The organism is Marinomonas vulgaris, from assembly GCF_018145875.1.
GTDB classification, from domain to species: Bacteria; Pseudomonadota; Gammaproteobacteria; order Pseudomonadales; family Marinomonadaceae; genus Marinomonas; species Marinomonas vulgaris.
The window spans coordinates 64301-88373 of record NZ_JAGSSV010000011.1; the positions used below are offsets into that span (position 1 = coordinate 64301).

The 24073-nt window shown below is 39.1% G+C and carries 25 protein-coding genes; 23 read left to right on the forward strand and 2 right to left on the reverse strand.

Annotated elements, in window-relative coordinates; all coding sequences use genetic code 11:
• Nucleotides 1–26: 26 nt before the first annotated feature.
• Entirely contained in the window at nucleotides 27–1475 is a 1449-nt protein-coding gene (locus J9B83_RS10180) for an MBL fold metallo-hydrolase RNA specificity domain-containing protein (protein ID WP_211536651.1), read from the reverse strand.
• A 301-nt stretch (nucleotides 1476–1776) separates the two neighbouring features.
• On the opposite strand from J9B83_RS10180, the gene J9B83_RS10185 reads away from it, so the two are divergent.
• The 23 genes from J9B83_RS10185 (at nucleotide 1777) to galE (ending at nucleotide 23328) form a co-directional block, all read left to right on the forward strand.
• The gene (locus J9B83_RS10185) at nucleotides 1777–2097 is read left to right on the forward strand and encodes a MarR family EPS-associated transcriptional regulator (protein WP_211536652.1); all 321 of its coding nucleotides are present in this window, start codon (nucleotides 1777–1779) and stop codon (nucleotides 2095–2097) included.
• Between the two features lie 163 nt (nucleotides 2098–2260).
• Nucleotides 2261–3259, forward strand: coding sequence for an NAD-dependent epimerase (locus tag J9B83_RS10190; RefSeq protein ID WP_211536653.1), 999 nt, complete (start codon nucleotides 2261–2263; stop codon nucleotides 3257–3259).
• A gap of 110 nt (nucleotides 3260–3369) precedes the next feature.
• Entirely contained in the window at nucleotides 3370–4545 is a 1176-nt protein-coding gene (locus tag J9B83_RS10195) for a nucleotide sugar dehydrogenase (protein WP_211536654.1), read from the forward strand.
• Nucleotides 4546–5625 carry a dTDP-glucose 4,6-dehydratase gene (gene rfbB / locus J9B83_RS10200; protein ID WP_211536655.1) on the forward strand — a complete coding sequence of 360 codons (1080 nt, stop codon included), beginning with the start codon at nucleotides 4546–4548 and terminating at the stop codon, nucleotides 5623–5625.
• Nucleotides 5622–6503 carry a glucose-1-phosphate thymidylyltransferase RfbA gene (rfbA, locus tag J9B83_RS10205; protein ID WP_211536656.1) on the forward strand — a complete coding sequence of 294 codons (882 nt, stop codon included), beginning with the start codon at nucleotides 5622–5624 and terminating at the stop codon, nucleotides 6501–6503. The genes rfbB and rfbA overlap by 4 nt, the downstream gene beginning before the upstream one ends.
• Nucleotides 6500–6892, forward strand: coding sequence for a sugar 3,4-ketoisomerase (locus J9B83_RS10210; RefSeq protein WP_211536657.1), 393 nt, complete (start codon nucleotides 6500–6502; stop codon nucleotides 6890–6892). The genes rfbA and J9B83_RS10210 overlap by 4 nt, the downstream gene beginning before the upstream one ends.
• 9 nt (nucleotides 6893–6901) lie before the next feature.
• The gene (locus tag J9B83_RS10215) at nucleotides 6902–7147 is read left to right on the forward strand and encodes a hypothetical protein (RefSeq protein WP_211536658.1); all 246 of its coding nucleotides are present in this window, start codon (nucleotides 6902–6904) and stop codon (nucleotides 7145–7147) included.
• The gene (locus tag J9B83_RS10220) at nucleotides 7140–8474 is read left to right on the forward strand and encodes an AMP-binding protein (RefSeq protein WP_211536659.1); all 1335 of its coding nucleotides are present in this window, start codon (nucleotides 7140–7142) and stop codon (nucleotides 8472–8474) included. Before J9B83_RS10215 ends, J9B83_RS10220 begins: the two co-directional genes overlap by 8 nt.
• Nucleotide 8475: 1 nt before the next feature.
• A complete protein-coding gene (locus J9B83_RS10225; RefSeq protein ID WP_211536660.1) occupies nucleotides 8476–9201 on the forward strand; it encodes an SDR family NAD(P)-dependent oxidoreductase in 726 nt (241 codons plus the stop codon).
• A gap of 2 nt (nucleotides 9202–9203) precedes the next feature.
• The gene (locus J9B83_RS10230; RefSeq protein ID WP_211536661.1) at nucleotides 9204–9971 is read left to right on the forward strand and encodes an acyltransferase; all 768 of its coding nucleotides are present in this window, start codon (nucleotides 9204–9206) and stop codon (nucleotides 9969–9971) included.
• Nucleotides 9968–11095 carry a DegT/DnrJ/EryC1/StrS family aminotransferase gene (locus J9B83_RS10235; protein ID WP_211536662.1) on the forward strand — a complete coding sequence of 376 codons (1128 nt, stop codon included), beginning with the start codon at nucleotides 9968–9970 and terminating at the stop codon, nucleotides 11093–11095. The genes J9B83_RS10230 and J9B83_RS10235 overlap by 4 nt, the downstream gene beginning before the upstream one ends.
• A 2-nt stretch (nucleotides 11096–11097) precedes the next feature.
• Entirely contained in the window at nucleotides 11098–11652 is a 555-nt protein-coding gene (locus J9B83_RS10240) for a DapH/DapD/GlmU-related protein (RefSeq protein ID WP_211536663.1), read from the forward strand.
• The gene (locus J9B83_RS10245; protein ID WP_211536664.1) at nucleotides 11649–12893 is read left to right on the forward strand and encodes an O-antigen translocase; all 1245 of its coding nucleotides are present in this window, start codon (nucleotides 11649–11651) and stop codon (nucleotides 12891–12893) included. The genes J9B83_RS10240 and J9B83_RS10245 overlap by 4 nt, the downstream gene beginning before the upstream one ends.
• A complete protein-coding gene (locus J9B83_RS10250) occupies nucleotides 12894–13682 on the forward strand; it encodes a glycosyltransferase family 2 protein (protein WP_211536665.1) in 789 nt (262 codons plus the stop codon).
• 8 nt (nucleotides 13683–13690) lie between these two features.
• On the forward strand, nucleotides 13691–14734 hold the full coding sequence (locus J9B83_RS10255) for a polysaccharide pyruvyl transferase family protein (RefSeq protein WP_211536666.1): 1044 nt from the start codon (nucleotides 13691–13693) through the stop codon (nucleotides 14732–14734).
• The gene (locus J9B83_RS10260; RefSeq protein WP_211536667.1) at nucleotides 14731–15846 is read left to right on the forward strand and encodes a glycosyltransferase family 4 protein; all 1116 of its coding nucleotides are present in this window, start codon (nucleotides 14731–14733) and stop codon (nucleotides 15844–15846) included. Before J9B83_RS10255 ends, J9B83_RS10260 begins: the two co-directional genes overlap by 4 nt.
• Entirely contained in the window at nucleotides 15843–16124 is a 282-nt protein-coding gene (locus tag J9B83_RS10265; RefSeq protein WP_211536668.1) for a hypothetical protein, read from the forward strand. Before J9B83_RS10260 ends, J9B83_RS10265 begins: the two co-directional genes overlap by 4 nt.
• A 324-nt stretch (nucleotides 16125–16448) precedes the next feature.
• Nucleotides 16449–17534 (forward strand): EpsG family protein, encoded by a 1086-nt coding sequence (locus tag J9B83_RS10270; RefSeq protein ID WP_211536669.1) that lies wholly within the window; start codon nucleotides 16449–16451, stop codon nucleotides 17532–17534.
• A gap of 1 nt (nucleotide 17535) precedes the next feature.
• On the forward strand, nucleotides 17536–18624 hold the full coding sequence (locus J9B83_RS10275; protein ID WP_211536670.1) for a glycosyltransferase: 1089 nt from the start codon (nucleotides 17536–17538) through the stop codon (nucleotides 18622–18624).
• Nucleotides 18624–19886 (forward strand): TolB-like translocation protein, encoded by a 1263-nt coding sequence (locus J9B83_RS10280; RefSeq protein ID WP_211536671.1) that lies wholly within the window; start codon nucleotides 18624–18626, stop codon nucleotides 19884–19886. The genes J9B83_RS10275 and J9B83_RS10280 overlap by 1 nt, the downstream gene beginning before the upstream one ends.
• Complete coding sequence (locus J9B83_RS10285; protein WP_211536672.1) at nucleotides 19886–20695, forward strand: glycosyltransferase; 810 nt, start codon at nucleotides 19886–19888, stop codon at nucleotides 20693–20695. Before J9B83_RS10280 ends, J9B83_RS10285 begins: the two co-directional genes overlap by 1 nt.
• A 176-nt stretch (nucleotides 20696–20871) precedes the next feature.
• A complete protein-coding gene (locus J9B83_RS10290) occupies nucleotides 20872–22194 on the forward strand; it encodes an exopolysaccharide biosynthesis polyprenyl glycosylphosphotransferase (RefSeq protein WP_236037244.1) in 1323 nt (440 codons plus the stop codon).
• A 114-nt stretch (nucleotides 22195–22308) separates the two neighbouring features.
• A complete protein-coding gene (galE, locus tag J9B83_RS10295) occupies nucleotides 22309–23328 on the forward strand; it encodes a UDP-glucose 4-epimerase GalE (protein ID WP_211536674.1) in 1020 nt (339 codons plus the stop codon).
• 252 nt (nucleotides 23329–23580) lie between these two features.
• Here the strand turns inward: galE and J9B83_RS10300 are convergent.
• Nucleotides 23581–24073: ATP-binding protein (locus tag J9B83_RS10300; RefSeq protein WP_211536675.1), on the reverse strand; the 493-nt coding region annotated here is incomplete at its 5' end.

Here is a 24073-nt window from a genome sequence, read left to right on the forward strand (position 1 = left end):
GAAAGAGCTGCTTCGTTTAGGATACCCTACGAGGGTATAACCACCTCACACGCCGGGTGTTCGATTTCAATTAATTCTTTTAACGTCTTTTTGGCGTTGTCGTCGCCATGCACCAGGTGCACCTTGCCTGGCCGTATCCGCATACGCTTAATAAAGTTTAATAAATCCCGTTGCCCTGCATGGGCAGAATAGCCGCTGATTTGCTGTACTTGCGCTTTTATAGGATATTTGATGCCATCAAACAGGACATAACCGTCGGTTTTGTCGTGGTAGAGTAGAATATCCCGTCCGGGTGTGCCCGCTGCCTGATAGCCTACAAACAGAACGTCGTTTCGTTCATCACCGAGTAATGCTTTTAAGTAATTCACCATACGCCCACCGGCACACATGCCTGAGGCAGCAATGACAATAGCAGGGCGCGTTTGGCGGGCGAGGTATTCCACGGTTTGCAAGTGGTCTTGGTGGCTGTCTATGGTGGTCACTTGTTCAAAGCTCAGGGGATGACGCCCAGCATTCACTCGACGCTTGGCTTCCTTGTCCCAATACTGAGATAACGAGCGATACACCTGGGTAAAGCGGCTGGCCAAGGGGGAATCGATAATAATGTCCATGTCTTCCCAATTTAGCGACTTTCCAGAACGGGTCTGACTCACGGCTTTGGTTCTGTTCTGATGAATAATGTGTTCCAGCTCGTACAATAACTCTTGGGTACGGCCAATACTAAACGCCGGAATCAAGACAGTGCCAGAATCCTGTAGAGCGTGCTCGATGCTGCTTTGTAAGCGTTTACGTCTGTTGGCGCGATTTTCGTGGTTGCGATCGCCATAGGTGCTTTCTATTACCAACTGATCTGCTCGATAGGGCGACTGTGGCGAAGGCAGTAACGGTGAGTAGGGGGCACCTAAATCCCCTGAAAACACCACATCGTGGTAGCGTTTGCCTTGTGCATTCATGGCGTCGTTCATTACCCGAAAGGTCACATAGGCCGAGCCTAATATGTGCCCCGCTCGGCTCAGGCGCACTTGGGTTTTGGTGTGATTCGATGTGTTTGAATGAAGGGGAATATCAGCCCAGACTTTATAATCGAGTGGCACCAGTTGAGATGCGAGGCGTTCTAAGCAGGCTTCTATGATACTGGCGTTGCGCGTCACTCCCACCTTAAGCGCATCTTCGATAACAAGCGGCAACAACTCAGCGCTGGGTTGGGAGCAATAAATAGGCCCAGTAAAGCCCGCGGCGAGCAAATAAGGCAAACGCCCCACATGGTCAATGTGCACATGGGTAATCACCAACGCCTGCACCGCGGATAAATCAAATTCGATACTCAGCTGATTGGCATCGGCTCCTGATCCCGACGTTTCGGCCCCTTGAAACAAACCGCAATCCACCAAAACCGACTGGTCAGAATCTACAAACAACTCGTGACATGATCCCGTCACCCCTTGTACAGCACCATGATGTTTGATCAACAACATACAAAATCCCTCTGTAAATAGATTGAAAAATAACCATACAACACAACCAACAAAAAACACAAACGTCGAATTCCTCCTTGTTTTTTTGAAGGAGGTTGGGAGGGAGGTGGTCTTTACAAAAAAATCTTTCCACACTGTTTACATAATTACTCCATACTATTACTATCGTTCATCAGTTGAACGGTCGGCACAGACAAAGGATCAAAACGCATGGAAAGCTTGTACTTCTCTTCACCCTCACTTTCCATTTCTTTTTGTGCTCTTTTTGCACGGCAATAGCGCACTTCGCCAAGGCGTTTTAATGTTAACCGATGAATACCGTTACAAAATTTTGAAAGAGCTGCAGCAAGACCCAGACATCAGCCAACGCGAACTGGCTAAGCGTTTAGGCATCAGTTTAGGCAGGGCGAATTTTTGTTTAAAAGCCTTGATTGAAAAAGGCTTAATCAAAGCAGAAAACTTTAAAAACAGCGTGAATAAGGCGGGTTACTTATACCTGCTGACACCGAAAGGGCTAGAAGCTAAAGTGACCCTGACACAAAACTTCTTGCAGCGGAAAATCGCCGAATACGAAGTTCTAGAACAAGAAATAGAACAACTGCGCAAAGAAGTAAAAACATAAAGTGTTACTTGTAGGTCGCGCCTTTAGGCCGACAAAAGATGTGCCATGGCAAACACGACCTACGAGACCCGTAGGCCGGATGAATCGAGGAACGAAGATGTAATCCGGCAATAAACGACGAATTGGCAATAAACAAGATTTCAAAGAATATGGAAACAATTAAATGAAGTTTTTGGTAACAGGAGCCGCAGGCTTCATAGGTATGCATACTTGTAAACGTCTATTAGATGCAGGTCATGATGTGGTCGGTCTAGACAATTTAAATACCTATTATACTCCTAAACTGAAACAGCACCGTTTAGATAAGCTTTTGCCTTACGTGAATTTTCGCTTTGTGAAAATGGATCTTGCAGACCGTGAAGGCATTGCCCAGTTATTTGCAGACGAACAGTTTCAACGTGTGATTCATTTGGCTGCGCAAGCGGGTGTGCGCTATTCAATCGAAGCGCCGTTTGATTATGTGGACAGCAACCTCGTTGGCATGATGACGATTTTAGAAGGCTGTCGTCAAAACAAAGTCGAGCACCTAGTGTATGCGTCTTCGAGTTCTGTCTATGGTATGAACGTGAAAATTCCATTCAGTGAATCTGATACGGTAGATCACCCCGTCTCTCTGTATGCTGCGACCAAAAAAGCCAATGAGCTGATGGCGCATTCCTATTCTCATTTGTATAACATCCCGACGACAGGATTACGTTTCTTCACCGTGTATGGCCCAGGCGGACGCCCTGATATGGCGCCTTGGCTGTTTACGGAAGCCATTTTGAACGACAAACCGATAAAAGTGTTTAACCATGGAGAAATGATGCGTGACTTTACCTACATCGACGATATTGTCGAAGGCGTCATTCGCATTCAAGATGTGCTGCCGCAAGCGCAACAAAGCCAAAAGACGACAGCGCCATACTCGATTTACAACATTGGCAATAACCAACCCATTCAACTGGCAGAGTTTATCGAGTCCATTGAAAGCGCCTGTGGTAAACCTGCTGAGAAAATCTACATGGATATGCAACCGGGGGATGTACCGAAAACCTACGCGGACACAGCGCAACTAGAAGCCGCCGTGGGCTACAAACCTGCAACAACGATACAAGAAGGCATGGTTAAATTTGTCGAGTGGTACAAAGCCTTTCAAACAGAACTGAAAAGCAACACGTAGGCCGGATAAATCGAGGAACGAAGATGTAATCCGGCGTTGAATGATAAACCTTTGATGAACGCTAAGACGCCGTCATCCGGTAAATGACTTTATATATTATGGTAAACGCAATGAAAAAATACAAAATCGCCATTGCCGGAACCGGTTACGTTGGCCTATCTAATGCCATGTTGCTGGCGCAACACAATGACGTAATCGCGGTAGACATTGTCTCTGAAAAGGTGGCCATGCTTAATAATAAGCAGTCTCCTATTGCGGATGTGGAAATCGAAGATTTTTTGGCCAACAAAACGCTTCATTTCACCGCCACACTCGACAAGCAAGCCGCTTATCAAGGTGCTGAGTTTGTGATCATAGCCACACCCACAGATTACGACCCTGAGACGAATTACTTTAATACTAAGTCGGTTGAAAGTGTCATCCAAGATGTATTGGCGATTAACCCTAACGCTGTCATGGTGATTAAATCTACCGTGCCTGTGGGTTACACCAAAAGTGTAAATGAGAAATTCAACACGTCGAATATTTTCTTTTCGCCTGAATTTTTACGGGAAGGCAAAGCCCTTCATGACAATCTCTACCCATCGCGTATTATCGTGGGGGAGCGCAGCGAGCGTGCTGAAACTTTTGCTGGTTTGCTAAAGCAGGGCGCAATCAAAGAAGACATCGATGTTTTATTTACCGACAGCACAGAAGCCGAAGCGGTGAAGCTGTTTTCCAATACCTATTTGGCCCTTCGAGTCGCCTATTTTAACGAGCTAGACACCTACTGCGAATCTCACGGCTTAGACACCAAACAAATCGTCGATGGCGTATCCCTTGATCCGCGTATTGGCAACCACTACAACAACCCAAGCTTTGGTTACGGTGGCTACTGTTTGCCAAAAGACACCAAGCAACTATTAGCTAACTATCAAGATGTGCCAAATAACTTGATCAGAGCCATAGTAGATTCGAACTCAACCCGCAAAGACTTTATTGCCGACTCAGTCCTCAAACGCCATCCTAAAGTAGTGGGCATTTACCGATTGGTTATGAAAACCGGCAGTGATAATTTTCGTGCGTCCGCTATTCAAGGTATCATGAAGCGTATTAAAGCCAAAGGCATTGAAGTCGTGATTTATGAGCCTGAACTTCATGAAAGTGAGTTTTTTAATTCGAAGGTGATAACTGACCTAAACGAGTTCAAGGTATCGTCTGATGTGATTATTGCCAATCGTATGACAGATAACTTGGGTGATGTGATTGATAAAGTGTATACACGTGATTTGTTTGGGAATGATTAAATGAAAATTCTGGTTACAGGCGGCGCTGGATTTATTGGCTCGGCGGTGATTCGACACATTATTGAACACACCCAAGACAGTGTGGTGAATCTAGATAAGTTGACTTATGCAGGCAATTTGGAAAGTTTATCCGATGTTGCCAGTTCAGGCCGCTATGAGTTTGAGCAGGTGGATATTTGTGACAAAGCCGAGCTGGCACGCGTGTTTGTTGAGCATCAGCCAGATGCGGTGATGCATTTGGCGGCTGAGAGCCATGTAGATCGCTCTATTGATGGGCCAGCGGCGTTTATTGAAACCAATATTGTCGGCACTTATACCCTGTTAGAAGTTGCCCGTGCTTACTGGGACGCATTAGATACCGAACACAAACAAGCCTTCCGCTTTCATCATATTTCCACCGATGAGGTGTATGGCGATTTAGAAGGGCCTGAGGATTTATTCACCGAAGACACCGCTTACGCCCCCAGCTCACCCTATTCAGCCAGTAAGGCCAGCTCCGACCACTTGGTGCGAGCATGGCGCAGAACCTACGGTTTCCCAACAATGGTGACCAACTGCTCAAATAATTACGGACCTTACCATTTCCCTGAAAAGTTGATTCCCCTGGTGATTTTAAACGCTTTGTCGGGTAAAGCCTTGCCTGTATATGGCGATGGTTTGCAAATACGGGATTGGTTGTATGTGGAAGACCACGCGCGTGCCTTGTATAAAGTGGTTACCGAAGGCGAGGTGGGAGAAACCTACAATATTGGTGGCCACAATGAAAAAGCCAATATTGACGTGGTTAAAACGATTTGCGCTTTATTGGAAGAGTTCGTACCGAATAAACCCGCGGGTTTGGCGCATTACCAAGATTTGATTACCTATGTAACCGATCGCCCCGGCCACGATGTGCGCTATGCCATTGATGCTAGCAAGATCGAGCGTGCACTAGGGTGGAAGCCAGAAGAAACCTTTGAAACAGGGCTACGTAAAACCGTGCAATGGTATTTGTCGAATGAGACCTGGTGGCGTCGTGTACTAGATGGGTCTTATTCGATGGAGCGTTTAGGGTCATTGGAAAAGGGCGTTCAATCATGAAGGGCATTATTTTAGCCGGTGGTTCGGGCACGCGTTTGTACCCTATTACGATCGGGGTGTCTAAGCAGCTGTTGCCGGTGTACGACAAGCCGATGATTTATTATCCCTTGTCGGTATTGATGCTGGCAGGTATCCGTGAAGTGCTGATTATTACGACTCCGGAAGATCAGGCCAGCTTTCAGCGGTTGTTAGGCGATGGGTCTCAGTTTGGTATCGAATTAAGCTATGTGGTGCAACCCAGTCCAGATGGATTGGCTCAAGCCTTTATTCTAGGTGAAGATTTTATTGGCGACGATGATGTGTGCTTGGTGCTGGGCGACAATATTTTTTATGGGCAAGGTTTTACGCCTAAGCTGAAACACGCGGTAGACAATGCGAAGCAGGGCCGTGGCGCCACGGTATTTGGTTATCAGGTAAAAGACCCAGAGCGCTTTGGTGTGGTGGCGTTTGATGAGCATAAAAAAGCCATTTCGATTGAAGAGAAGCCTGCTAAGCCTAAGTCGAACTTCGCGGTAACAGGCTTGTATTTTTATGATAACTCCGTCGTGGAACTGGCCAAACAGATCAAGCCTTCTAAACGAGGAGAGCTGGAAATCACTTGCCTTAATGAGCAGTTTTTACAACGAAACCAGCTCAACGTCGAAATGCTTGGGCGTGGATTTGCTTGGCTCGATACCGGTACCCATGAAAGCTTGTTAGAAGCAGCGCAATTTGTGGAAACCATAGAAAAGCGTCAAGGCTATAAAATTGCTTGTTTGGAAGAGATTGCTTTTTATCAAGGGTGGCTAACTGTTGAGGAATTGAAACGTCTGGCTAAGCCCTTGCAAAAAAATAGCTATGGTCAGTATTTGTTGGATATTGTTAAGGAAGTGTTATGAGCTTGATCACCCTGATTGATTTTCCGCCGTTGGGCGATGGCCGTGGTTCTTTGGTTGCTTTGGAAAGCCATCAGTCCATTCCGTTTGACATTAAGCGTGTGTATTACATTTTTGGCACGCAAAAAGGGGTATCACGGGGCTTTCATGCACACAAGCAATTAAAGCAAGTGGCGGTGTGTGTCACAGGGGCGTGTCGCATGGTGTTGGATAATGGACAACAGCGAGAAAGTGTCTGGTTGGATTCTGCAACCAAGGGTATTTTGATCGAAGACATGGTGTGGCGAGAAATACACGACTTCACCGACGATTGCGTGCTTCTTGTACTTGCGAGCGAACACTACGATGAAGCCGATTATATACGTGATTATGAAGAGTTTTTAAAACAATAGGAGTGAGTTATGAGAACAATAATTTTAGAAAAATTTAATGAAGCATTAATGCAGACAGATAAAGAAAAAACGTATACAGATATCAAAGATGATCAAGTTTTACTTGAGACTGAACTAGATTCATTAGGTTTTGCAATTTTAGTTGCATTGCTTGAGGAGGAGCTAGATATTGACCCTTTCCAGATTATGGATGAGCCAGTATACCCAAAAACCTTTGGTGAGTTTGTTGCAATTTATGAGCGAGCAAATGCCTAGTAAGCTTTTAGATTATATAAAGTTAATACCTTCAGATAGGTTTTTTTTAAAGACTGATGGAAAGAATGTGACTTACATGCAGCTATATAAATTTACTTCAGATTTTATTGAAGAATATAGTTGTTTGAAAGGTAAAAATTGTGCATTGATTTCTCAAGACCGATTTTCGTTAGCTTTATATTTGCCAGCTGTAGACTATTTGGCTAGCAGTGTTTTTTTACAGGCGAATGATTTAGACAGTTCGGTCGTTAATAATTTTTATGAAAAAGCTGGAATCGAATTTATAGTCACGATAAGTAAAAATAATAAAATAGACATTAAATCTATTACCTCTCTTAAAAGTTATAACATCGCTAATGGGTGGCTTATGGCTACCTCCGGAACTACTGGGTCGCCAAAACTAGTATCTTACACATTAGATAGGCTAATCAGTACGGCTCAAAAAAATATAAAGCGTGGGGCTGATTACAATTGGGGTCTATGCTACGACTTAAACAGATTTGCAGGTTTGCAAGTTTATTTGCAAGTTGTAGTGGCTGGTTCAACACTAACTATTAGTGAAAACGACCACTCAATTCACGATATGGTAAACGTTTTTAGCATAAATGAGGTGAACGCAATATCTGCTACGCCCTCTTTTTGGCAAAAGGTATTGATGTCGGAAAATAGTTCACAGTTACAATTAACCAAGATTACTCTAGGTGGGGAAATAAGTACTCAAAGTATACTTGATGCACTGGCTTATCAATATAAAGGAGCAACTATAACTCATATCTATGCATCTACTGAAGCAGGTGTTGGTTTTGCGGTTAAAGATAAACGATCTGGTTTTCCTGTAGGTTATCTTACTGAAAATAATGGTTTAGATATTAGTATTAAAATAATTGATAAAGAACTATGGATTAAAAGTTTACGTTCTAATACTCAGCTTTTGGAAGGTAATTTAGAAGTTGATGAGCAAGGCTATGTTAATACCGGGGATTTAGTAGAAAGCATTCAAGATAGAGTGGTTTTTTTAGGTAGAAGTAGTGGAGCTATCAATGTCGGTGGTAATAAGGTAATGCCTGAAAAGATTGAAGTTGTGATAAATGAAAATGATATCGTTAGTTATTCCAGAGTATTTGGTAAATCTAATTCAATGATTGGTTCTATTGTTTGTGCAGAAATTGTTTTGACAGCAGCTGGAAAAAGCTTAGATAAAAAAGAAGTGAAAAAGACAATCATAAGTCAGTGTAAGAATGAGTTAGAAACGTATGAGGTTCCTGTATTGTTGAAGTTTGTTGATTCGATTGCAATTAATTCAACGGGTAAGTTAATAAGGTTTTAGTATGAAAAAAATAGTTATAGTTACAGGTGCAGGTAAAGGGTTAGGATTAGTTTTGTGTCACCAACTACTAATAAGTGATTATAAGGTAATTGCTGTAAGTAGAACGCCAACGGATGAGATTAAAAACCTAGTTGAGGGCTATCCAGTTGATTTTTGTTTTTATAAATACGATTTTTTGGATACTATTAATATTTCTAAACTTGTAAAAAAAATTACTAGTGAACATGGACGTCCGTATGGATTAATCAATAATGCTGCAATAGGAAATGATGGTGTTTTAGCTACAATGCACGAGAGTGACATTTCCCAAATCATTAAAGTTAATATAGAAGCGCCTATTTTATTTACTAAATATGTTTCTCGTGCAATGTTGTTAAACCGAACTGGAAGAATAATAAATGTAGGTTCAATCATTGGGTCTACAGGTTTTAATGGCTTGAGTGTATACGGGGCCACTAAATCGGCTTTAGGTGGTTTTACCAAGTCGCTGGCACGAGAACTCGGTAAAGCTAATATAACTGTTAATACTTTGGCTCCAGGTTATATGGAAACAAATATGACTGGTGACCTTAAGGGTGAGAAGCTAGATAAAATAAAAAGAAGAAGTTGTATTGGCCGGTTAGCGAGTGTAGACGATGCAGCGGCTGCAGCGTTGTACTTGCTTTCTTCTAATGCGGCTGGTGTAACTGGAACAACTTTAACAGTAGATGCAGGTAGTACAGCATAACTATGATACACCAAACAGCAATCATCTCTTCAAATGCAAAAATTGGACATAATGTTACTATTGGCGCTTTTTGTATAATACATGACGATGTTGAGTTAGCAGATAACTGTGTTGTTGGATCTTATAGTGAATTAGGTTTAACAACTCCTTTGGCTAATGTAAAACAACTCACTATTGGTAAAGGAAGTATTATACGTAGTCATTCTGTAATTTATATTGGGTCAATCATTGGAGAAGGGTTTTCAACTGGTCATCACGTCACTGTTCGCGAAAATAGTTTAATTGGAAATTTTGTACAATTAGGCTCGCGAGGCGATATCCAAGGTGATTGCTGTATAGGCAACTACACTAAAATGCATGCCGATGTTCATGTTGGCAAGTTTTCAAATATAGGTAGTTATGTTTGGCTATTTCCTGAAGTGCTTTTAACTAATGATCCCACTCCACCAAGTGAAAACTTGCAAGGTGTGACAATTGGTGATTTTGCAGTTTTAGCTGCTAAAGTCCTTGTCCTTCCTGGTGTTACTATACAAAAAGATACTGTTGTTGCTGCTTCTTCAGTCGTTAAAACTGATATTCCAGAAGGGATGTTATTTTCAGGCAACCCAGGTAAGGTTATTTGCAATGCAAATATTTTGAGGTGCGCAGATAACCCTAAGATAAAGGCTTATCCTTGGAGAAAACGATTTCATCGTGGATATGACGAAAACGATGTTCAACAATGGTTGAATGAAAATAAGCAATTAAATATGGCACATAAAAAAGTATGATCCCATTTTTAGATTTAAAAGCCATTAATGCTCAGTATCGCGATGAGATGATTGAGGCATGTACCCGTGTGATTGATTCAGGTTGGTACATCCAAGGCACAGAAGTAAAAGCCTTTGAGCAAGAGTTTGCAGAGTATTGTGGTACGAAACACGCGATTGGCGTGGCAAACGGTTTGGATGCGCTGACCCTAACGCTGCGGGCCTGGAAAGAGTTAGGTAAGTTAAAAGAAGGTGATGAGGTGATTGTACCAGCGAATACCTACATTGCCAGTATTTTATCGATTACGGAAAACCGTCTCGTGCCGGTATTAGTCGAACCTGATTTGGCAACGTATAACTTGTGCCCTAAAAATGCAGAAGCCGCTATCACGGCAAAGACCAAGGCTATTTTGCCTGTGCATTTATACGGGCAAATGGCCGATATGCCCGCTATTATGGACATTGCTAAACGTCATGGTTTATTGGTGTTAGAAGATTCCGCACAGGCTCATGGTGCCAGTATTAATGGTATAAAAGCGGGTAACTGGGGTGATGCAAGTGGTTTTAGTTTTTATCCAGGTAAAAACCTAGGTGCATTAGGTGACGCAGGAGCCGTGACGACCAGTGACGATGAGCTAGCTCAGACGATACGAGCACTGGGTAACTACGGCAGCCATAAAAAATACGAAAACCTTTACCAAGGTGTTAACAGCCGCTTAGATGAAGTGCAAGCCGCCATGTTACGGGTGAAGTTACGCCATTTAGACACAGAGATCGCCCAGCGTCGCCACGTTGCGCAGGCTTACATGGATGGTATTAACCATGTTGGTTTGACTCTACCTTTATCGGTAGGTGAGGCACCATTAGGACTCGAGAGCCACGTTTGGCATTTATTCGTGATACGTACCGAAAAGCGTGAAGCACTGCAAATGCATTTATTGGAAGCGGACATTCAAACCTTGATCCATTACCCAATACCGCCACACAAGCAAGAGGCCTATGGGTTGTGGAATAATATAACTTACAATATTACAGAAGAAATACATCAGAAAGTGATTTCTTTGCCTATAGGGCCCACACTAAATGAGTCTATGTTTAGAAAGGTTATAAATATAATTAATAGGTTTGCAATTTTAAAACACTAATTATGAAATTGCTACTTCTAATTTATAAAAAAATGAGGATATTTTTTTATAAATTCATTTCTGAAAAACGAATTGATTTAGTTTATATACAACCAGTCCTGACAAAAGGAATTGGAAAATTAAGTATTGAAAGAAATGTACAGTTTGGTGTGGAGAAATCACCATTATTCTATTCTAGTTATTCTTACTTAGAGGTTAGAGCGGTGAATAGTAAAATTTTAATAGGTGAAAATACATATTTCAATAATAATGCCTGTATTATTTCTGACGGTTGCACTATAAAAATTGGAAAGTGTTGTTTGTTTGGTATAAATCTTCAGATTTTAGATTCGGATTTTCATTGCTTAGACCCCAAAGGTAGGTTTAATGGCGGAGTCGTTTTAAAGTCTGGTATTACAATTGGTGATAATGTTTTTGTAGGTAATAATGTGACTATCTTAAAAGGTGTCGATATAGGGAGTAATTCAACAATTGCTAATGGCTCTGTTGTATCGCGCTCTTTACCAGATAATGTAATTGCTGGAGGAGTGCCAGCAAGAGTAATAGGAAAAATATGAACTTATTGAAAACATCTATGTTGACTGGAATATCCACACTGATAAGGATTTTCTCTGGGTTCATTATAACTAAAATTATTGCTGTATATGGTGGGCCTACAGGAGTGGCGCTTATTGGGCAATTACAAAGTGTTATAAATATAACGATGCTAGCTGCAGGTGATTTTCTAAAGACAGCTACAACAAAGTATACTGCTGAATACAATGAGGATGACAAAGCTAAACATAAGATATGGTCTGCAGCATTTAAGACAATAGTTTCACTAAGTCTCATTAACTTTTTTGTTTATTTTTTCTTTTCAGAAAAGCTTTCATTTTATTTCTTAGGGAGTAGTGATTACTCTTATATATTTAAAGTTTTTTCTGTTAGTTTACCTTTTTTCGTTTTTAATTCATTTCTTATGGCCATAATAAATGGCAAGAAAAAGATAAAAGAATATATAGTTCTCAATATAGTTTCAAGTTTGATTTCATTGTCTTTGGTTTCTATTTTTAGCTATAGATTTGGCTTGGATGGAGCTTTACTTTCCTATGTTACTAACCAGTCCTTGGTGTTTTTTATTGCACTAATATGGATTTACAAACAAGTCTGGTTTAAATTTGAATATTTCGCACAAAAAACAGACTTGCAGCAATATAAAGGATTGTTGGGTTTTGCAATAATAACTTTTTGTTCAATAATGGCATCCAATGCTTCAATTTTTTACATCAGAAGCTATTTAATTGATAATCTTTCATCTACATCTGCTGGCAATTGGCAGGCTATGTGGTCGTTATCACAATTTTCTCTTACTCTGATCACAACTTCTTTATCAACTTACTTGTTGCCAACATTATCTCGCCTTAAATGTAAGGATTTAATGAAAAAGGAGCTGAATTCAGCAATTAAAATCATAATACCTATAGTTATTGTGATCTCAACCGGTATGTATTTATTTCGAGATTTTATTATTACTCTGCTATATACGGCAGAGTTTAGTGAAATGAGAGGGTTGTTCTTTTGGCAAATGGTTGGGAATTGCTTAAAAGTTTTTGGTTGGCTATTTGGCTATGTTTTGGTCGCTAAAGGTATGGTGAAATATACTGTTGCAACAGAAATTATTTTTTCACTGAATTTATGTGTTTTATCTACATACTTAATTAGTATGTTTGGCTTGATAGGTGCTGTTTATGCATACACAATAAACTCAGCTGTACATGCTATAGCTATGATATTTTTATTTAAATTTAAGGTTAATTGAATGACTGGCAAAGTAAGTATTGTGATTCCAACCTATAATGGACTCAAATATATTGAGAAAACGATTAACTCATGCCTAGAACAATCGTACCAAAATATAGAAGTTATTGTGGTTGATGATTTTTCTACAGATGCTACTAGGGAGCTATTACTAAACTATAAAGGCAAGGTTAAGCTTTTATTCAACGATGAAAATTTAGGTATAGTGAAAAGTGTAAATAAAGGTGTTAGTAGTACAAATAGTGAGTTTTTCATACTACTTGGTCATGATGATCTATTGCCTGAAAAGCATGTGGAACTGATGCTTTCAGAATTTGAAAGTAATACAGTCAGTATACATTGTAATAGTATACTTATTGATGCTTTTGGTGATGAGAAAGGTTTTTCCCGCAATGACAAGAAACAGGAAAATAAAACTAAAAAGTGTTTATTTGAATTGTCTATTGATAATTTTATTAGTAGTTGTGGTATGTTACATAGAAAAAGTGTTTTTGATTCTGTTGGTGGTTGGGATGAAGGATATTTACATTATGGTGAGTGGTTATATTATATTAAATCTCTTAAATATGGGGATATAAAATATACAACTAAGTCATATGCATATTATCGACGTCATACTTCAAATATTACAAATACATTTAGAAATAAAGAAGTGGTTAAAATACTAAATAATTATAAAATGGATTGTCGGAAATTAGCACATAGCAAAAAAAGAAGCTTTGATTTTTACAGTATTCGTTATATGTGGGCTATTTGTAAAATATTTCTAAATAGTTTGGTTAAAAAATAGGTTGTATAGTGCAAAAAAGAATAATTATTGTTAACGAAATGTACTCAGATAACATCGGAGATCAAGCAATATCAGAAGCTATGGCGGATTTTTTTGGGGTAGATGATTCCGTTGTGATTACTAAAGCGGATTTTTCATTCCGAGCTGGACCTTCAAAAACGAAAAAAAATAAATCTATAATTAGTTGGAAGAAAAAAATACCTGATTTTATAAAATTTACATACTTTTTCACTAAAAATATTAAGAATGCTAACTTTATAGCAAGAGAAAAGTATCATGTTGCTATAATTGGTGGCGGTCAACTTATTTTATCTAATAGTAGTTTTTCTTTATCCATGCTTTTGTATGTTGTCTTTTTGAAGTTATATGGGACTAAAATTAAGCTTGTGTCTGTTGGTGTAGGAGAAAAGTTTAGTTTAGCTAATGCCTTTTTATATAAACTTGCTTTCCGCTTTGTTGATGATATTTATCTTAGAGATGCAAAAAGTATTGAAAATTTCAGAAAAATATTTGGAGGCTCTGCAAAATATTCTCCGGATATCGCATATTATTTTTCAGAAAAAAAGATTATTCAAAACGATATTGATACGTATGAAGATTTAGTGTGTCCTGTCGATTATATGGTATATAAAAGGTATCGAAAAGAAGCTAATAATCCATGCCTTAGTTATAATGAGTATAAATTAGAGTGGTTGAAGATAATTGATAACATGTTACTCGAAAGCCCATTAAATACAATTATTGTTACTGCGACAACACAGGCTGATTATGATTTTTCATTGGATGTTTATAATGCTTCAAAAGTTGAGTATGGAGCAAGACTAAGAATTACTAAATCTAATAATATGTATGATTTTTTAGCGGTTGCCAGAGATTGTAGATGTGTTGTTTCTGGAAGAATGCATGCATTAATATTATGTCATAATATAGGGTTAAAAATAAAGCCGTTTAAAATTTCTTCGAAAATTATAAGTTTTGAAAATGAGTACCTTAATAGCACATCAGAGTATCATAAAAAGAAGCTTGAAAAAATAAGATCAGATATTATATGAAAATATTAATTTTTTCCCATGAATTTCCACCTGCTATTGGTGGAGCGGGTGTTGTTGCTGATGAATATGCCATGTGTTTAACCAAAGCTGGGCATGATGTAACCGTATTAACTTCTTTGCGTGAGAACGCTTCATATGCTGATGATTTTATAGTTCACCAAGTCAAGAAACTTAACAAGTTATGGTTTCTATCTTATCGTAGTGCTTTGGATTTTGAAGAGTACGATTTAATTGTTTTGAATGATGTGGGTGCGGCTTACACTGCTGGGCTATTTTTTAATAAAACTTGTTTGTCTAAATCAATCATTTTGTTGCATGGTAGTGAGCCAGAAACTATTTTTTTAAAGCCAAGCTATTATCGTAAACTGACTTTTTTTAAAACTGTTTATAAACGTGTGCTGAATAATGTTGTCAAAATAATCGCTGTTAGTGATTTTATGAAATCTAAGTTTTTAAACTACACAAAACTTTATCACTTGTCACAAAAAATTGAAGTGTTACATAATTTCATTAGTCATGATGTTTTTTATCCACAGCCAGATCCATCATACAGAAAAAGCTTAGGTTTACCGGAAGACGCTTTTTTAATGGTTACTGCAAGTCGTGTTGTTTTAGGGAAAGGTTATCTTGAAAAGATTTCAATTTTTGAACGCTTAGTATCTAAAAGTGAGAAAAATCTTTTTTGGTTAATTGCGGGTGATGGTAATGATTTACAGGAAATTAAAAATAAAGTTAAAGCACTTAAACTAGATGAGCGAATTTTGTTTTTGGGCTCATTGCCTAGAAAAGATTTGGTGAAAATTTACTCTAACGCTAATTTGTTTTGGTTACTATCAAATTATGAAGAGTCACTAGGATTGGTTTATATTGAAGCTCAGGCTTGTGGTTGTCCGGCCTTAGCGAGAAATGCTGCGGGCGCTAAAGAAGCTATATTAGATGGTAAAACAGGTTATTTAGTCGATAACGAGGATCAAGTTTTAAAGCTTTTCAGTTCGAGTAGCTTTTTAAAATTTGATAAAAGAGACATAACAAAGTTTACTCAAGGCTTTCATTGTAGCTCATTAGTTGATTTTGTCGAAAAGCTAAACTTGTTACAGCGCGGTTCGCTATGAACGGATTGAACTTTTCAGATGCGAAAAAAATTCTGTCTGATGCTTTGGGTAAACTGGGCTTTTCTTACGATTCTCGAAGTATTGTTCTGCAAAACTGGGAAGGTATCACTAAAGAGATTGAGCGGTGCGCTTTATGGAAACAAGCAGGCCTGATGAAAATGGTCAATAGAATGAAAAACCGCATGAACGGGGCCGGTTGGGGAGCAGCTACTGCTGGCCGATTGCTCTATCGGATCTACCTGCTCTCTGCTTGGTACAACAAGAGTAAATATCTTTAGGCACCAGGTCTGGTGGTTAAAGGTGCAAATTTTATATTAAGTTGTTATCCGGTTAAGGCTTTTTGAAAGCCTTGCTAACCTTATTTCTAACCTTCGCTTTATTTGGAATGAAGAAAGTAAACAAGGTTGCATACATATCGAAGCAAGCATAGAATCTATCTTGGAATATTCAATGCTTTACGCTGAACACTACTTTAGTTATGGGTTTCATATGGTAATCAAGATAAAAGAAGATATTGCCGGATTTGATACAAGGTCTTTGGTAAATAGGAATTAGTTAAAAGCTAAGTGGTGCTGTGATTTTTTGAAATGGAATCAATTCAAATGACTGATTTATTGGCAATTTATGTTTACCCTTTTGTTTTGGTTTCAGCAATGCTTGCATTCTTAGGGCTTACAAAGGGTTTAAGTAGATACTCGATTGTTGGTGTATTTTTTATATTTATATCGAGTGTATTGCTTTTATTGTTGCGTGATCCACTTGCTCCCGCAGATTCTAGAAATTATCTGTGGATGTATAAAGAGCAGAAAAACTTTAATAACATATTCAATGCTTATCACGGGAATGTATTTTTTTCTTTCACTCAATACCTTGGTAACCTCGCCGGTTTGTCATTCGAGACGTTCTTTATAATCCAAACGTTGTTTTTCTATCTTCTATCTTTTATCGGATTGCGATTGATATTTCAGTCTAACAAAATGTTTCTAATGAGTTTGTCATTTTTTGTTTTGACATCTACATTTGTTTTTTTATTTACAAATGTAGTTAGGCAAGGGTTAGCGCTTTCTTTAATTTTATTAGCAGCGGGTCTTTTTATTAAGAATTATCGCTTTTCAGGTTACTTTGCTTTGTTTTTAGCCATATTTTCGCACTTTTCAACAATAGTTGTCGCGGGCATATTTTTTGTTGTACGAAATACAAATATTAATGTGAGATATGTGTTTTTTTTGATATTGATACTGCCATTTGTTCCGATATTTTCTCAGTTTTTTTTGGCTAATTTAGGTGTAATGGGTGGTTTCTTTCAAAAGATTGAAAGTTTTTCAAGTAAAGATTATAACAATAATCTTGTTTATTTTAAAGTTATCATTTTATATTTTTCATTAGTTGTTTTTTATTATATAGGTAGGTACAGGCAAGCATTTAATAATGATGGGTATTTTTTTATTTTCAAGGTTTATATGTTAATCGTTTTTTTTGTTATGTTTACTTTGCCAGTTTTGCTATTGAGTTCACGATATCTTTATTATGCCAGTGCTTTATTGCCAATACTCTACACTTTTGTTTTGTTTCATCGGCCAAACATAATAAGTATTCATGCTAGATTTTATTTTGGATTACTTATGTCTGTTGTCTTCGGTTTATTTGTTTATAGTTTTCATGCAACTAGAATGCAGTTGGGGATTTAACTTGAGAAAAATATTATATATTGTTAGTACCCTTAAAAGAAGTGGGCCTATTAATCAGCTTTTTAATATAATTAAAAATATTGATCGTTCTGTTTTTGTGCCAGTTTTAATAACCCTTTCTCCTGAAGTTAAAGATTCTAAGTGGCAGGATTATGAATCGTTGAATATTGAAATGTATTCCTTGAACCTTTCTCGTTTGGGTGGTTTGTTTTTTGCCAAATCAGAGCTTAGGAAGCTGATTAATGATACTCAGCCCGATTTGATTTATACACAAGGGATTCGTTCTGATTCTTTAATTGCTACTATTAAACCTCACCAACCTTGGATGCTGACTTCTCGAAATTACCCTTTTGATGATTATCCTAGTAAATTTGGAAAAGCCCGCGGGTTGTTGATGGCTCGTAAGCATGCCGCTGTTCAAAAAAGCTGTAAGCATGTTATTGCTTGTTCTAAGTCAATAAAAGCTATGTTAACTGAGATTGGAATAGCTAGTTATGCAATTCAAAATGGAGTGTCTTTTAATAAAGAAATCCAAGCTAATGCTGTATCTTATGACTATGAAGGGCCAGTCTTTATCACCGTTGGTAGCCTAATACCAAGAAAAAATGTGCAAATGCTTATACAGTCGTTTAATCAATGGAAGCTTGAGAGTGGCTCGCTGGGTAGTTTGGTTGTTGTTGGCGATGGTTTTGAGCGAGAGAAACTCGAATCTTTAGCTGGTAAGGGCGTATTTTTTGTTGGGAATGTGGATAATGTTTCGGATTACTTAGCGTCCGCAGATTATTTTGTGTCGGCTTCTTTGTCTGAAGGTTTACCTAATACTGTATTGGAAGCGCTGGCGTCTGGTTTGCCTGTCCTTTTGTCCGATATTTTACCTCACAAAGAAATCTATGAAGAGTGTGATGGCGCATGTCGTACATTTGAATTGAAAAATGGTATGAAAGCGTTGGTAAGTGAGTTTGAAAATGCTACGAGAAACTTCGACTCTACTTCAAAAGAGGACGCAAAAAGAGTTGCCAATACAGTTTTCTCTGCTGAAGTTATGTCAGGACATTATCAAGATTATTATTTGAAAATTTTGGAAAAATAATGAGTTCATTCAACCCTGTAGAAAGATCTATTGCTCGTATATTAGCAAAAGCACCTTTTATAAAAAAAATTGTAAAAAGTGCTTACGCACACTTTGTTTTTATTCGAAATAAGAAACCATTTGCTCACGAGTCTAAATTTGACCTTGCCGTTATCTCTTCTGAGTCTGAGTCCTTTTTTGGCTATTATGATAAGTCACCAAGCAATAAAAATGGCCTTGTGCTTTGTCATAACACCGAAAGCTCAGCAACTAGCGGCTTACCAAATGTTAATTCTTCAGTAAATATTGTTTTGTTTGAAAAAAATGTATTTGCAAAAAAAATGTCTATACCCGCATGCGCTTATAATTGGCAACAAGGAACTCGCTTGCATTGGTTAAACGATGAGCTTTTTATTTATAATGATTTTAATTCTACAGATAATCGTTATGTTGCAAAAGTGATCAGTACACGAAATTTAGAACAAGAGAGAGAATTTGAACTCCCTGTTCAGGATTCGTTCGGTACAGATTATTTTTTATCAATAAATTATCGACGTTTAATGACTTTGAGGCCAGACTACGGCTATAGAAACTTGCCTAAAATGTCTAATGAAGAAATGAATTCTTTAGATAATGATGGTATTTGGCGAGTAGATTACAAAACAGGTGATTCAACTCTGTTAGTTTCACTTGCTGAGATGTGTGAGGTTCAGTCTTCACCTATATTCTCGGAAGCTGTTCATAAAGCGAATCATGTCATGATTTCACCTAATGGAAAACGCTTTATTTTTATGCACCGTTACCTAATTGGTAAACGTCGTTTCGATAGGCTATTCCTAGCGGATGCTGAGACTGGTGAGTTAACTTTACTGAGTGATTTTGGAATGGTTAGTCATTGTTTTTGGGCTGATGATAATACCGTTCTTGGTTATATGAGAGGGCCAGAAGAAGTTGATGGTTATTGGCTTCTTGATGTTAATAATATTGAGTTTAAAGCATTTGAACATGAAAAACTCGCTAAGTATGGTGATGGACACCCTCATGTCAATGGTGATTGGTTTATAACGGATACTTATCCGGACAAAGCTAGAATGCAGCATTTAATATTGTGTAATTGGAAAACTGGTGAAGTTAAAGAGATAGGTGAGTTCTTTCATGGGTTTCAGTTTCAAGGTGAAAGCCGATGTGATCTACACCCTAGATTTTCTCAAGATGGAAAAACAGTCTTTTTTGATTCTGTGTTTTCAGGTGAAAGAAGACTTTATTCAATGGATGTTTTTTAATGGATTTCTGCGTTTTAATTTCTGTATATGCTAACGATAAAGCACCTTTCCTAGATAGGGCTTTGATAAGCATATGGGATGATCAGCTGTTGAAACCTAGTCAAATCGTTTTGGTGCAAGACGGCCCTTTAAACCAAGAGTTGAATGAAGTAATTAATTCTTGGTTTTCTCGATTAGGGAATAATATTCTTACTTTAGTTAGTTTAAAAGAAAATGTAGGTCTTGCTTGTGCCTTAAATGAAGGGTTGAAGTATTGTCAGTATAATTTGGTCGCACGCATGGATGCAGACGATATTGCAATACCACATCGCTTTGATACACAGGTAAAGTTTATGCTGGACAATCCAGAAGTATCTGCATCGAGCGGTGTCATTGAGGAGTTTGATGACACCAATGCCGTTCTATCAACGCGAGTACTTCCTTTGATCCATGAGGATATAGTAGTGTTTGCAAAAAAGCGCTCGCCTTTGAGTCACCCTGCAGCTATTTTTCGAAAGAGCGTAGTAGAAACTGTTGGCGGTTATCCATTGTTTAGAAACGCTCAGGATTATGCATTGTGGTCTCTTCTTATTGTAAGAGGTTATAAACTAGCTAACTTACCTATCACTTTAGTGAAAATGCGATCAGGTTCTGAAATGATGAGACGGCGTGGTTTTAAGTTTTTAAAACGTGAAATTGAACTGATAAGGTTCCAACGCCACATTGGTTTTTTGACTTTTTATGAGTTAGTGTCTGCTTTGGTAGCCAGATCTGTATTGCGTTTATCTCCTATGTTTATTAAACGCTTGCTTTACAGATTTGCCAGATGATTCCACATAATATCTATGTAATAGTTTTGACTTTATGTATTATCATTTAGATTTTTAAGTACGGTTATTACTTTTTTCTATTAAAACGTTAGGATTGATATAATAACCACGAGAGTAGCTCTAATATTTTTACAGTATTTCCGTTTAATTTAATGGACTTAAAGTAGGTTCCTGTGATGAAAAAAGACGTTCCTCGATATCAGTCAGCCCGCGTAATTTGGATGTATTGTGTTGTTGATTTGTGTGCTCCATTGCTTACTTTACTGTGTGTGCTGTTTCTATTTAGTGACCAAGTATGGAAAGACGCTTATACTTGGCTTGGCATATTTTCTGGTATTTTATTCCTCCTCTCTACTCAGCTTTTGGGTGGTTACAGCCGCTATGTAGAAAGGTCGATAGCAAAGAAGATTGAAATTGTATTCAAGACATGGGCCTTAAGTGTTTTAGTATTGATGGTTATCGCTTATTTCAATCTGACCATGTTTGATTTCGCTCGATCTGTCATATTGATTTGGGTTGCACTTACACCGTTTGCGATATTATTTATTAAGGTCTTTATTAATCAAAAAAGTCGATCAGATTCAAAAGGTAGTACTGAAATACTAGTACTAGGAAATGGCTATCAGTTTAATCAATTTGAATTGGCCCAATTGAAACGACATAACGTTCAATTGCATACCGTTATGGAATATGACGAGGCTATTTTACGCGACAAGGTTGCATCGCTTTCCCCGGATTTTCTTGTTATGAACCTGGATAAGTCTGCTAAACCTCAACTTATTAAGCAACTGACCCATTTAGATCTTAAGGGTGTTCAACTTCTAGCTTTGCACCATTTCATGGAAAACTTCCTACGCAAGTGTTACATACCTTACGAATCCACAGAACTGAGTTATCTCGAAAGGATTCATTCTTACAACAGAATTAATTATTTAACAAAACGAGTTGTGGATATTTTTGTGTGTGTCAGTTTGGCTTTATTGACATGGCCCGTCATGCTTTACGCAGTTCGCAAAATAAGACAAGAATCACCCGGTGCTACTTTTTTTAAACAATCCCGTGTTGGTTTGAATGGAAAAGACTTTCAAGCGATTAAATTCCGTAGTATGCACGAGAACTCAACGTTTAACCCCTATACTCAAGAAGAAGACCCAAGGATATTTCCATTTGGCAATATAATGCGTCGTACTCGTATCGATGAACTTCCTCAACTCTGGAATGTCTTTGTTGGCGATATGCACTTATTTGGTCCTCGTACGGAATGGAATATCTTAGTTGAAGGTTACGAAAAAGAAATTCCTTACTATCATGAACGTCATCTCGTCCGCCCTGGTATCTCAGGTTGGGCGCAGGTCTTATACCCTTATGGTGCCAACACAGAAGATGCCCGCCAGAAACTCATGTACGATCTTTACTATATCAAACACTGGAGTATATGGTTAGAGATCGAGACCTTGATCAGGACAGTCTTTGTCGTGTTAGGGCGGAAAGGCCTTTAATTCTTACATATGGTTTTGGTGATGATAGGTGTCGATGAATAGGCTAACGTCAGTTCACAGCAAGCCCCCTCGGCTTATCTAATCTGCAAGATCAATTTTAATATGGAGTTCGGAATGTTTATTTTAGTCACCGGCGGTACCGGCTTCATCGGCAGCCATACCTGTGTTGAGTTATTGAACCAAGGTTATCAGGTGGTTGTGGTGGATAACCTCTGTAATTCCAATGCAGAAGTGCTAAAACGCATTGAGCGTATTACTGAAAAGCAGGTGATTTTTTATCAGGTCGACTTGTTAGAAAAATCCGCTTTAAGCCAAGTATTTGATGCTCACGACATTCAAGCGGTGATTCACTTTGCGGGTCTAAAAGCCGTAGGGGAATCCACACAGATGCCTTTGGCTTATTACCATAACAACCTGACTGGCACGTTAAACTTGCTGGATGTTATGGCAAGTCACGGCGTTTTTGATCTGGTGTTTAGCTCGTCTGCCACCGTGTATGGGGAAAACAATCCGATTCCCTACGTTGAGCACTTCCCTTTGAGTTCCACCAGCCCTTATGGCCGTACCAAGGTCATGATAGAGCAGTTTTTGCAGGACGCTTACGCCTCAGATAAACGCTGGAATGTATCTTTATTGCGTTATTTCAACCCCGTTGGCGCACACCCAAGTGGACTGATTGGCGAAGACCCCAACGGGATTCCCAATAACCTGATGCCTTTTATTACTCAAGTGGCGGTGGGCAAACGGGCAAAACTGAGCGTCTTTGGTGGCGACTACCCAACTCCAGACGGCACAGGTGTGCGTGATTACATTCACGTGGTGGATCTAGCATTAGGGCACATCAAAGCCCTGGAAAAACTCGCTAGCCAAACCAGCAAAAGCATCGACGCCTACAACTTAGGTGCCGGCGTGGGATACAGCGTACTCGACGTGGTTCATGCTTTCGAAGTCGCCTCTGGACAAGCGATTCCCTATGACATCATGCCACGACGGGCAGGTGACATTGCTGAATTCTACGCCAATGCTGAAAAAGCCCGAGACGTTTTACAGTGGCAAGTCAGCTTATCCCTTGAAGACATGTGCCGAGATGCTTGGCATTGGCAGTCCAATAACCCCAATGGGTATGTTGGGTAGGGTCTTGTAGGTCGTGCCTTTAGGCCGATAGCGGAAGATATTATTTGTGTGGTGATATGGCTATTAAAAAGAAACGTGAGGATTAGCGCACGTGTCTTGATGGTTTGGGTTGCGGGTTTTGTGGCCTTCGGGCTAAAGCCCGACCTACAAGATCAAGAGTAAGCCGGGTTGGTTGCGTATTCCGGTGATTGCGATCGCCCATTTCGGTTTAATCCGGCCACCTGATCTTGCCTTTTTTCTCTCGTCTTATTTTTACTCTAAGTGGCCGGATTGCGCCAGTTTTCTCATTGATTCACCTCCCAGTTCTATCCGATGACTATTGTGTACCAATCTATCCATTAAGGCGTCTGCCACTGTGGCGTTGCCAATCATGTTGTACCACTCCTTCACAGGAAGTTGGCTGATGACGATGGTGCTGCTATTTTGATAACGATCTTCAAGCACTTCTAATAGGTGTCCTGCATGCTCTTGGCTCAGTTTTTCCATACCCCAGTCATCGAGGATCAATAAGGTTTTCTTAGCCAGTGACTGAAGTTGTTTTTGATAGGTACCATCCAATCGACCTGCACTCAGGTCGTCGAGAAGGCGGGTTAACCGATAGTACCTGACAGCGTGTTGTTGATCACAGGCGCTGGTCGCCAGTGCACAACCAAGATACGTTTTCCCCGCCCCTGTCGGGCCAGTGATTAAGATGTTCTGGTGTTTGTACAGATAACGGCCCGTTAGTAACTCGCTCATCTGTTTA

Excerpts from the sequence above, each read along its gene's own strand:
- J9B83_RS10180 (WP_211536651.1), bottom strand. The coding sequence starts at position 1,475 with ATGTTGTTGATCAAACATCATGGTGCTGTACAAGGGGTGACGGGATCA.
- J9B83_RS10185 (WP_211536652.1), top strand. The coding sequence starts at position 1,777 with ATGTTAACCGATGAATACCGTTACAAAATTTTGAAAGAGCTGCAGCAA.
- J9B83_RS10190 (WP_211536653.1), top strand. The coding sequence starts at position 2,261 with ATGAAGTTTTTGGTAACAGGAGCCGCAGGCTTCATAGGTATGCATACT.
- J9B83_RS10195 (WP_211536654.1), top strand. The coding sequence starts at position 3,370 with ATGAAAAAATACAAAATCGCCATTGCCGGAACCGGTTACGTTGGCCTA.
- rfbB (WP_211536655.1), top strand. The coding sequence starts at position 4,546 with ATGAAAATTCTGGTTACAGGCGGCGCTGGATTTATTGGCTCGGCGGTG.
- rfbA (WP_211536656.1), top strand. The coding sequence starts at position 5,622 with ATGAAGGGCATTATTTTAGCCGGTGGTTCGGGCACGCGTTTGTACCCT.
- J9B83_RS10210 (WP_211536657.1), top strand. The coding sequence starts at position 6,500 with ATGAGCTTGATCACCCTGATTGATTTTCCGCCGTTGGGCGATGGCCGT.
- J9B83_RS10215 (WP_211536658.1), top strand. The coding sequence starts at position 6,902 with ATGAGAACAATAATTTTAGAAAAATTTAATGAAGCATTAATGCAGACA.
- J9B83_RS10220 (WP_211536659.1), top strand. The coding sequence starts at position 7,140 with ATGCCTAGTAAGCTTTTAGATTATATAAAGTTAATACCTTCAGATAGG.
- J9B83_RS10225 (WP_211536660.1), top strand. The coding sequence starts at position 8,476 with ATGAAAAAAATAGTTATAGTTACAGGTGCAGGTAAAGGGTTAGGATTA.
- J9B83_RS10230 (WP_211536661.1), top strand. The coding sequence starts at position 9,204 with ATGATACACCAAACAGCAATCATCTCTTCAAATGCAAAAATTGGACAT.
- J9B83_RS10235 (WP_211536662.1), top strand. The coding sequence starts at position 9,968 with ATGATCCCATTTTTAGATTTAAAAGCCATTAATGCTCAGTATCGCGAT.
- J9B83_RS10240 (WP_211536663.1), top strand. The coding sequence starts at position 11,098 with ATGAAATTGCTACTTCTAATTTATAAAAAAATGAGGATATTTTTTTAT.
- J9B83_RS10245 (WP_211536664.1), top strand. The coding sequence starts at position 11,649 with ATGAACTTATTGAAAACATCTATGTTGACTGGAATATCCACACTGATA.
- J9B83_RS10250 (WP_211536665.1), top strand. The coding sequence starts at position 12,894 with ATGACTGGCAAAGTAAGTATTGTGATTCCAACCTATAATGGACTCAAA.
- J9B83_RS10260 (WP_211536667.1), top strand. The coding sequence starts at position 14,731 with ATGAAAATATTAATTTTTTCCCATGAATTTCCACCTGCTATTGGTGGA.
- J9B83_RS10265 (WP_211536668.1), top strand. The coding sequence starts at position 15,843 with ATGAACGGATTGAACTTTTCAGATGCGAAAAAAATTCTGTCTGATGCT.
- J9B83_RS10270 (WP_211536669.1), top strand. The coding sequence starts at position 16,449 with ATGACTGATTTATTGGCAATTTATGTTTACCCTTTTGTTTTGGTTTCA.
- J9B83_RS10280 (WP_211536671.1), top strand. The coding sequence starts at position 18,624 with ATGAGTTCATTCAACCCTGTAGAAAGATCTATTGCTCGTATATTAGCA.
- J9B83_RS10285 (WP_211536672.1), top strand. The coding sequence starts at position 19,886 with ATGGATTTCTGCGTTTTAATTTCTGTATATGCTAACGATAAAGCACCT.
- J9B83_RS10290 (WP_236037244.1), top strand. The coding sequence starts at position 20,872 with ATGAAAAAAGACGTTCCTCGATATCAGTCAGCCCGCGTAATTTGGATG.
- galE (WP_211536674.1), top strand. The coding sequence starts at position 22,309 with ATGTTTATTTTAGTCACCGGCGGTACCGGCTTCATCGGCAGCCATACC.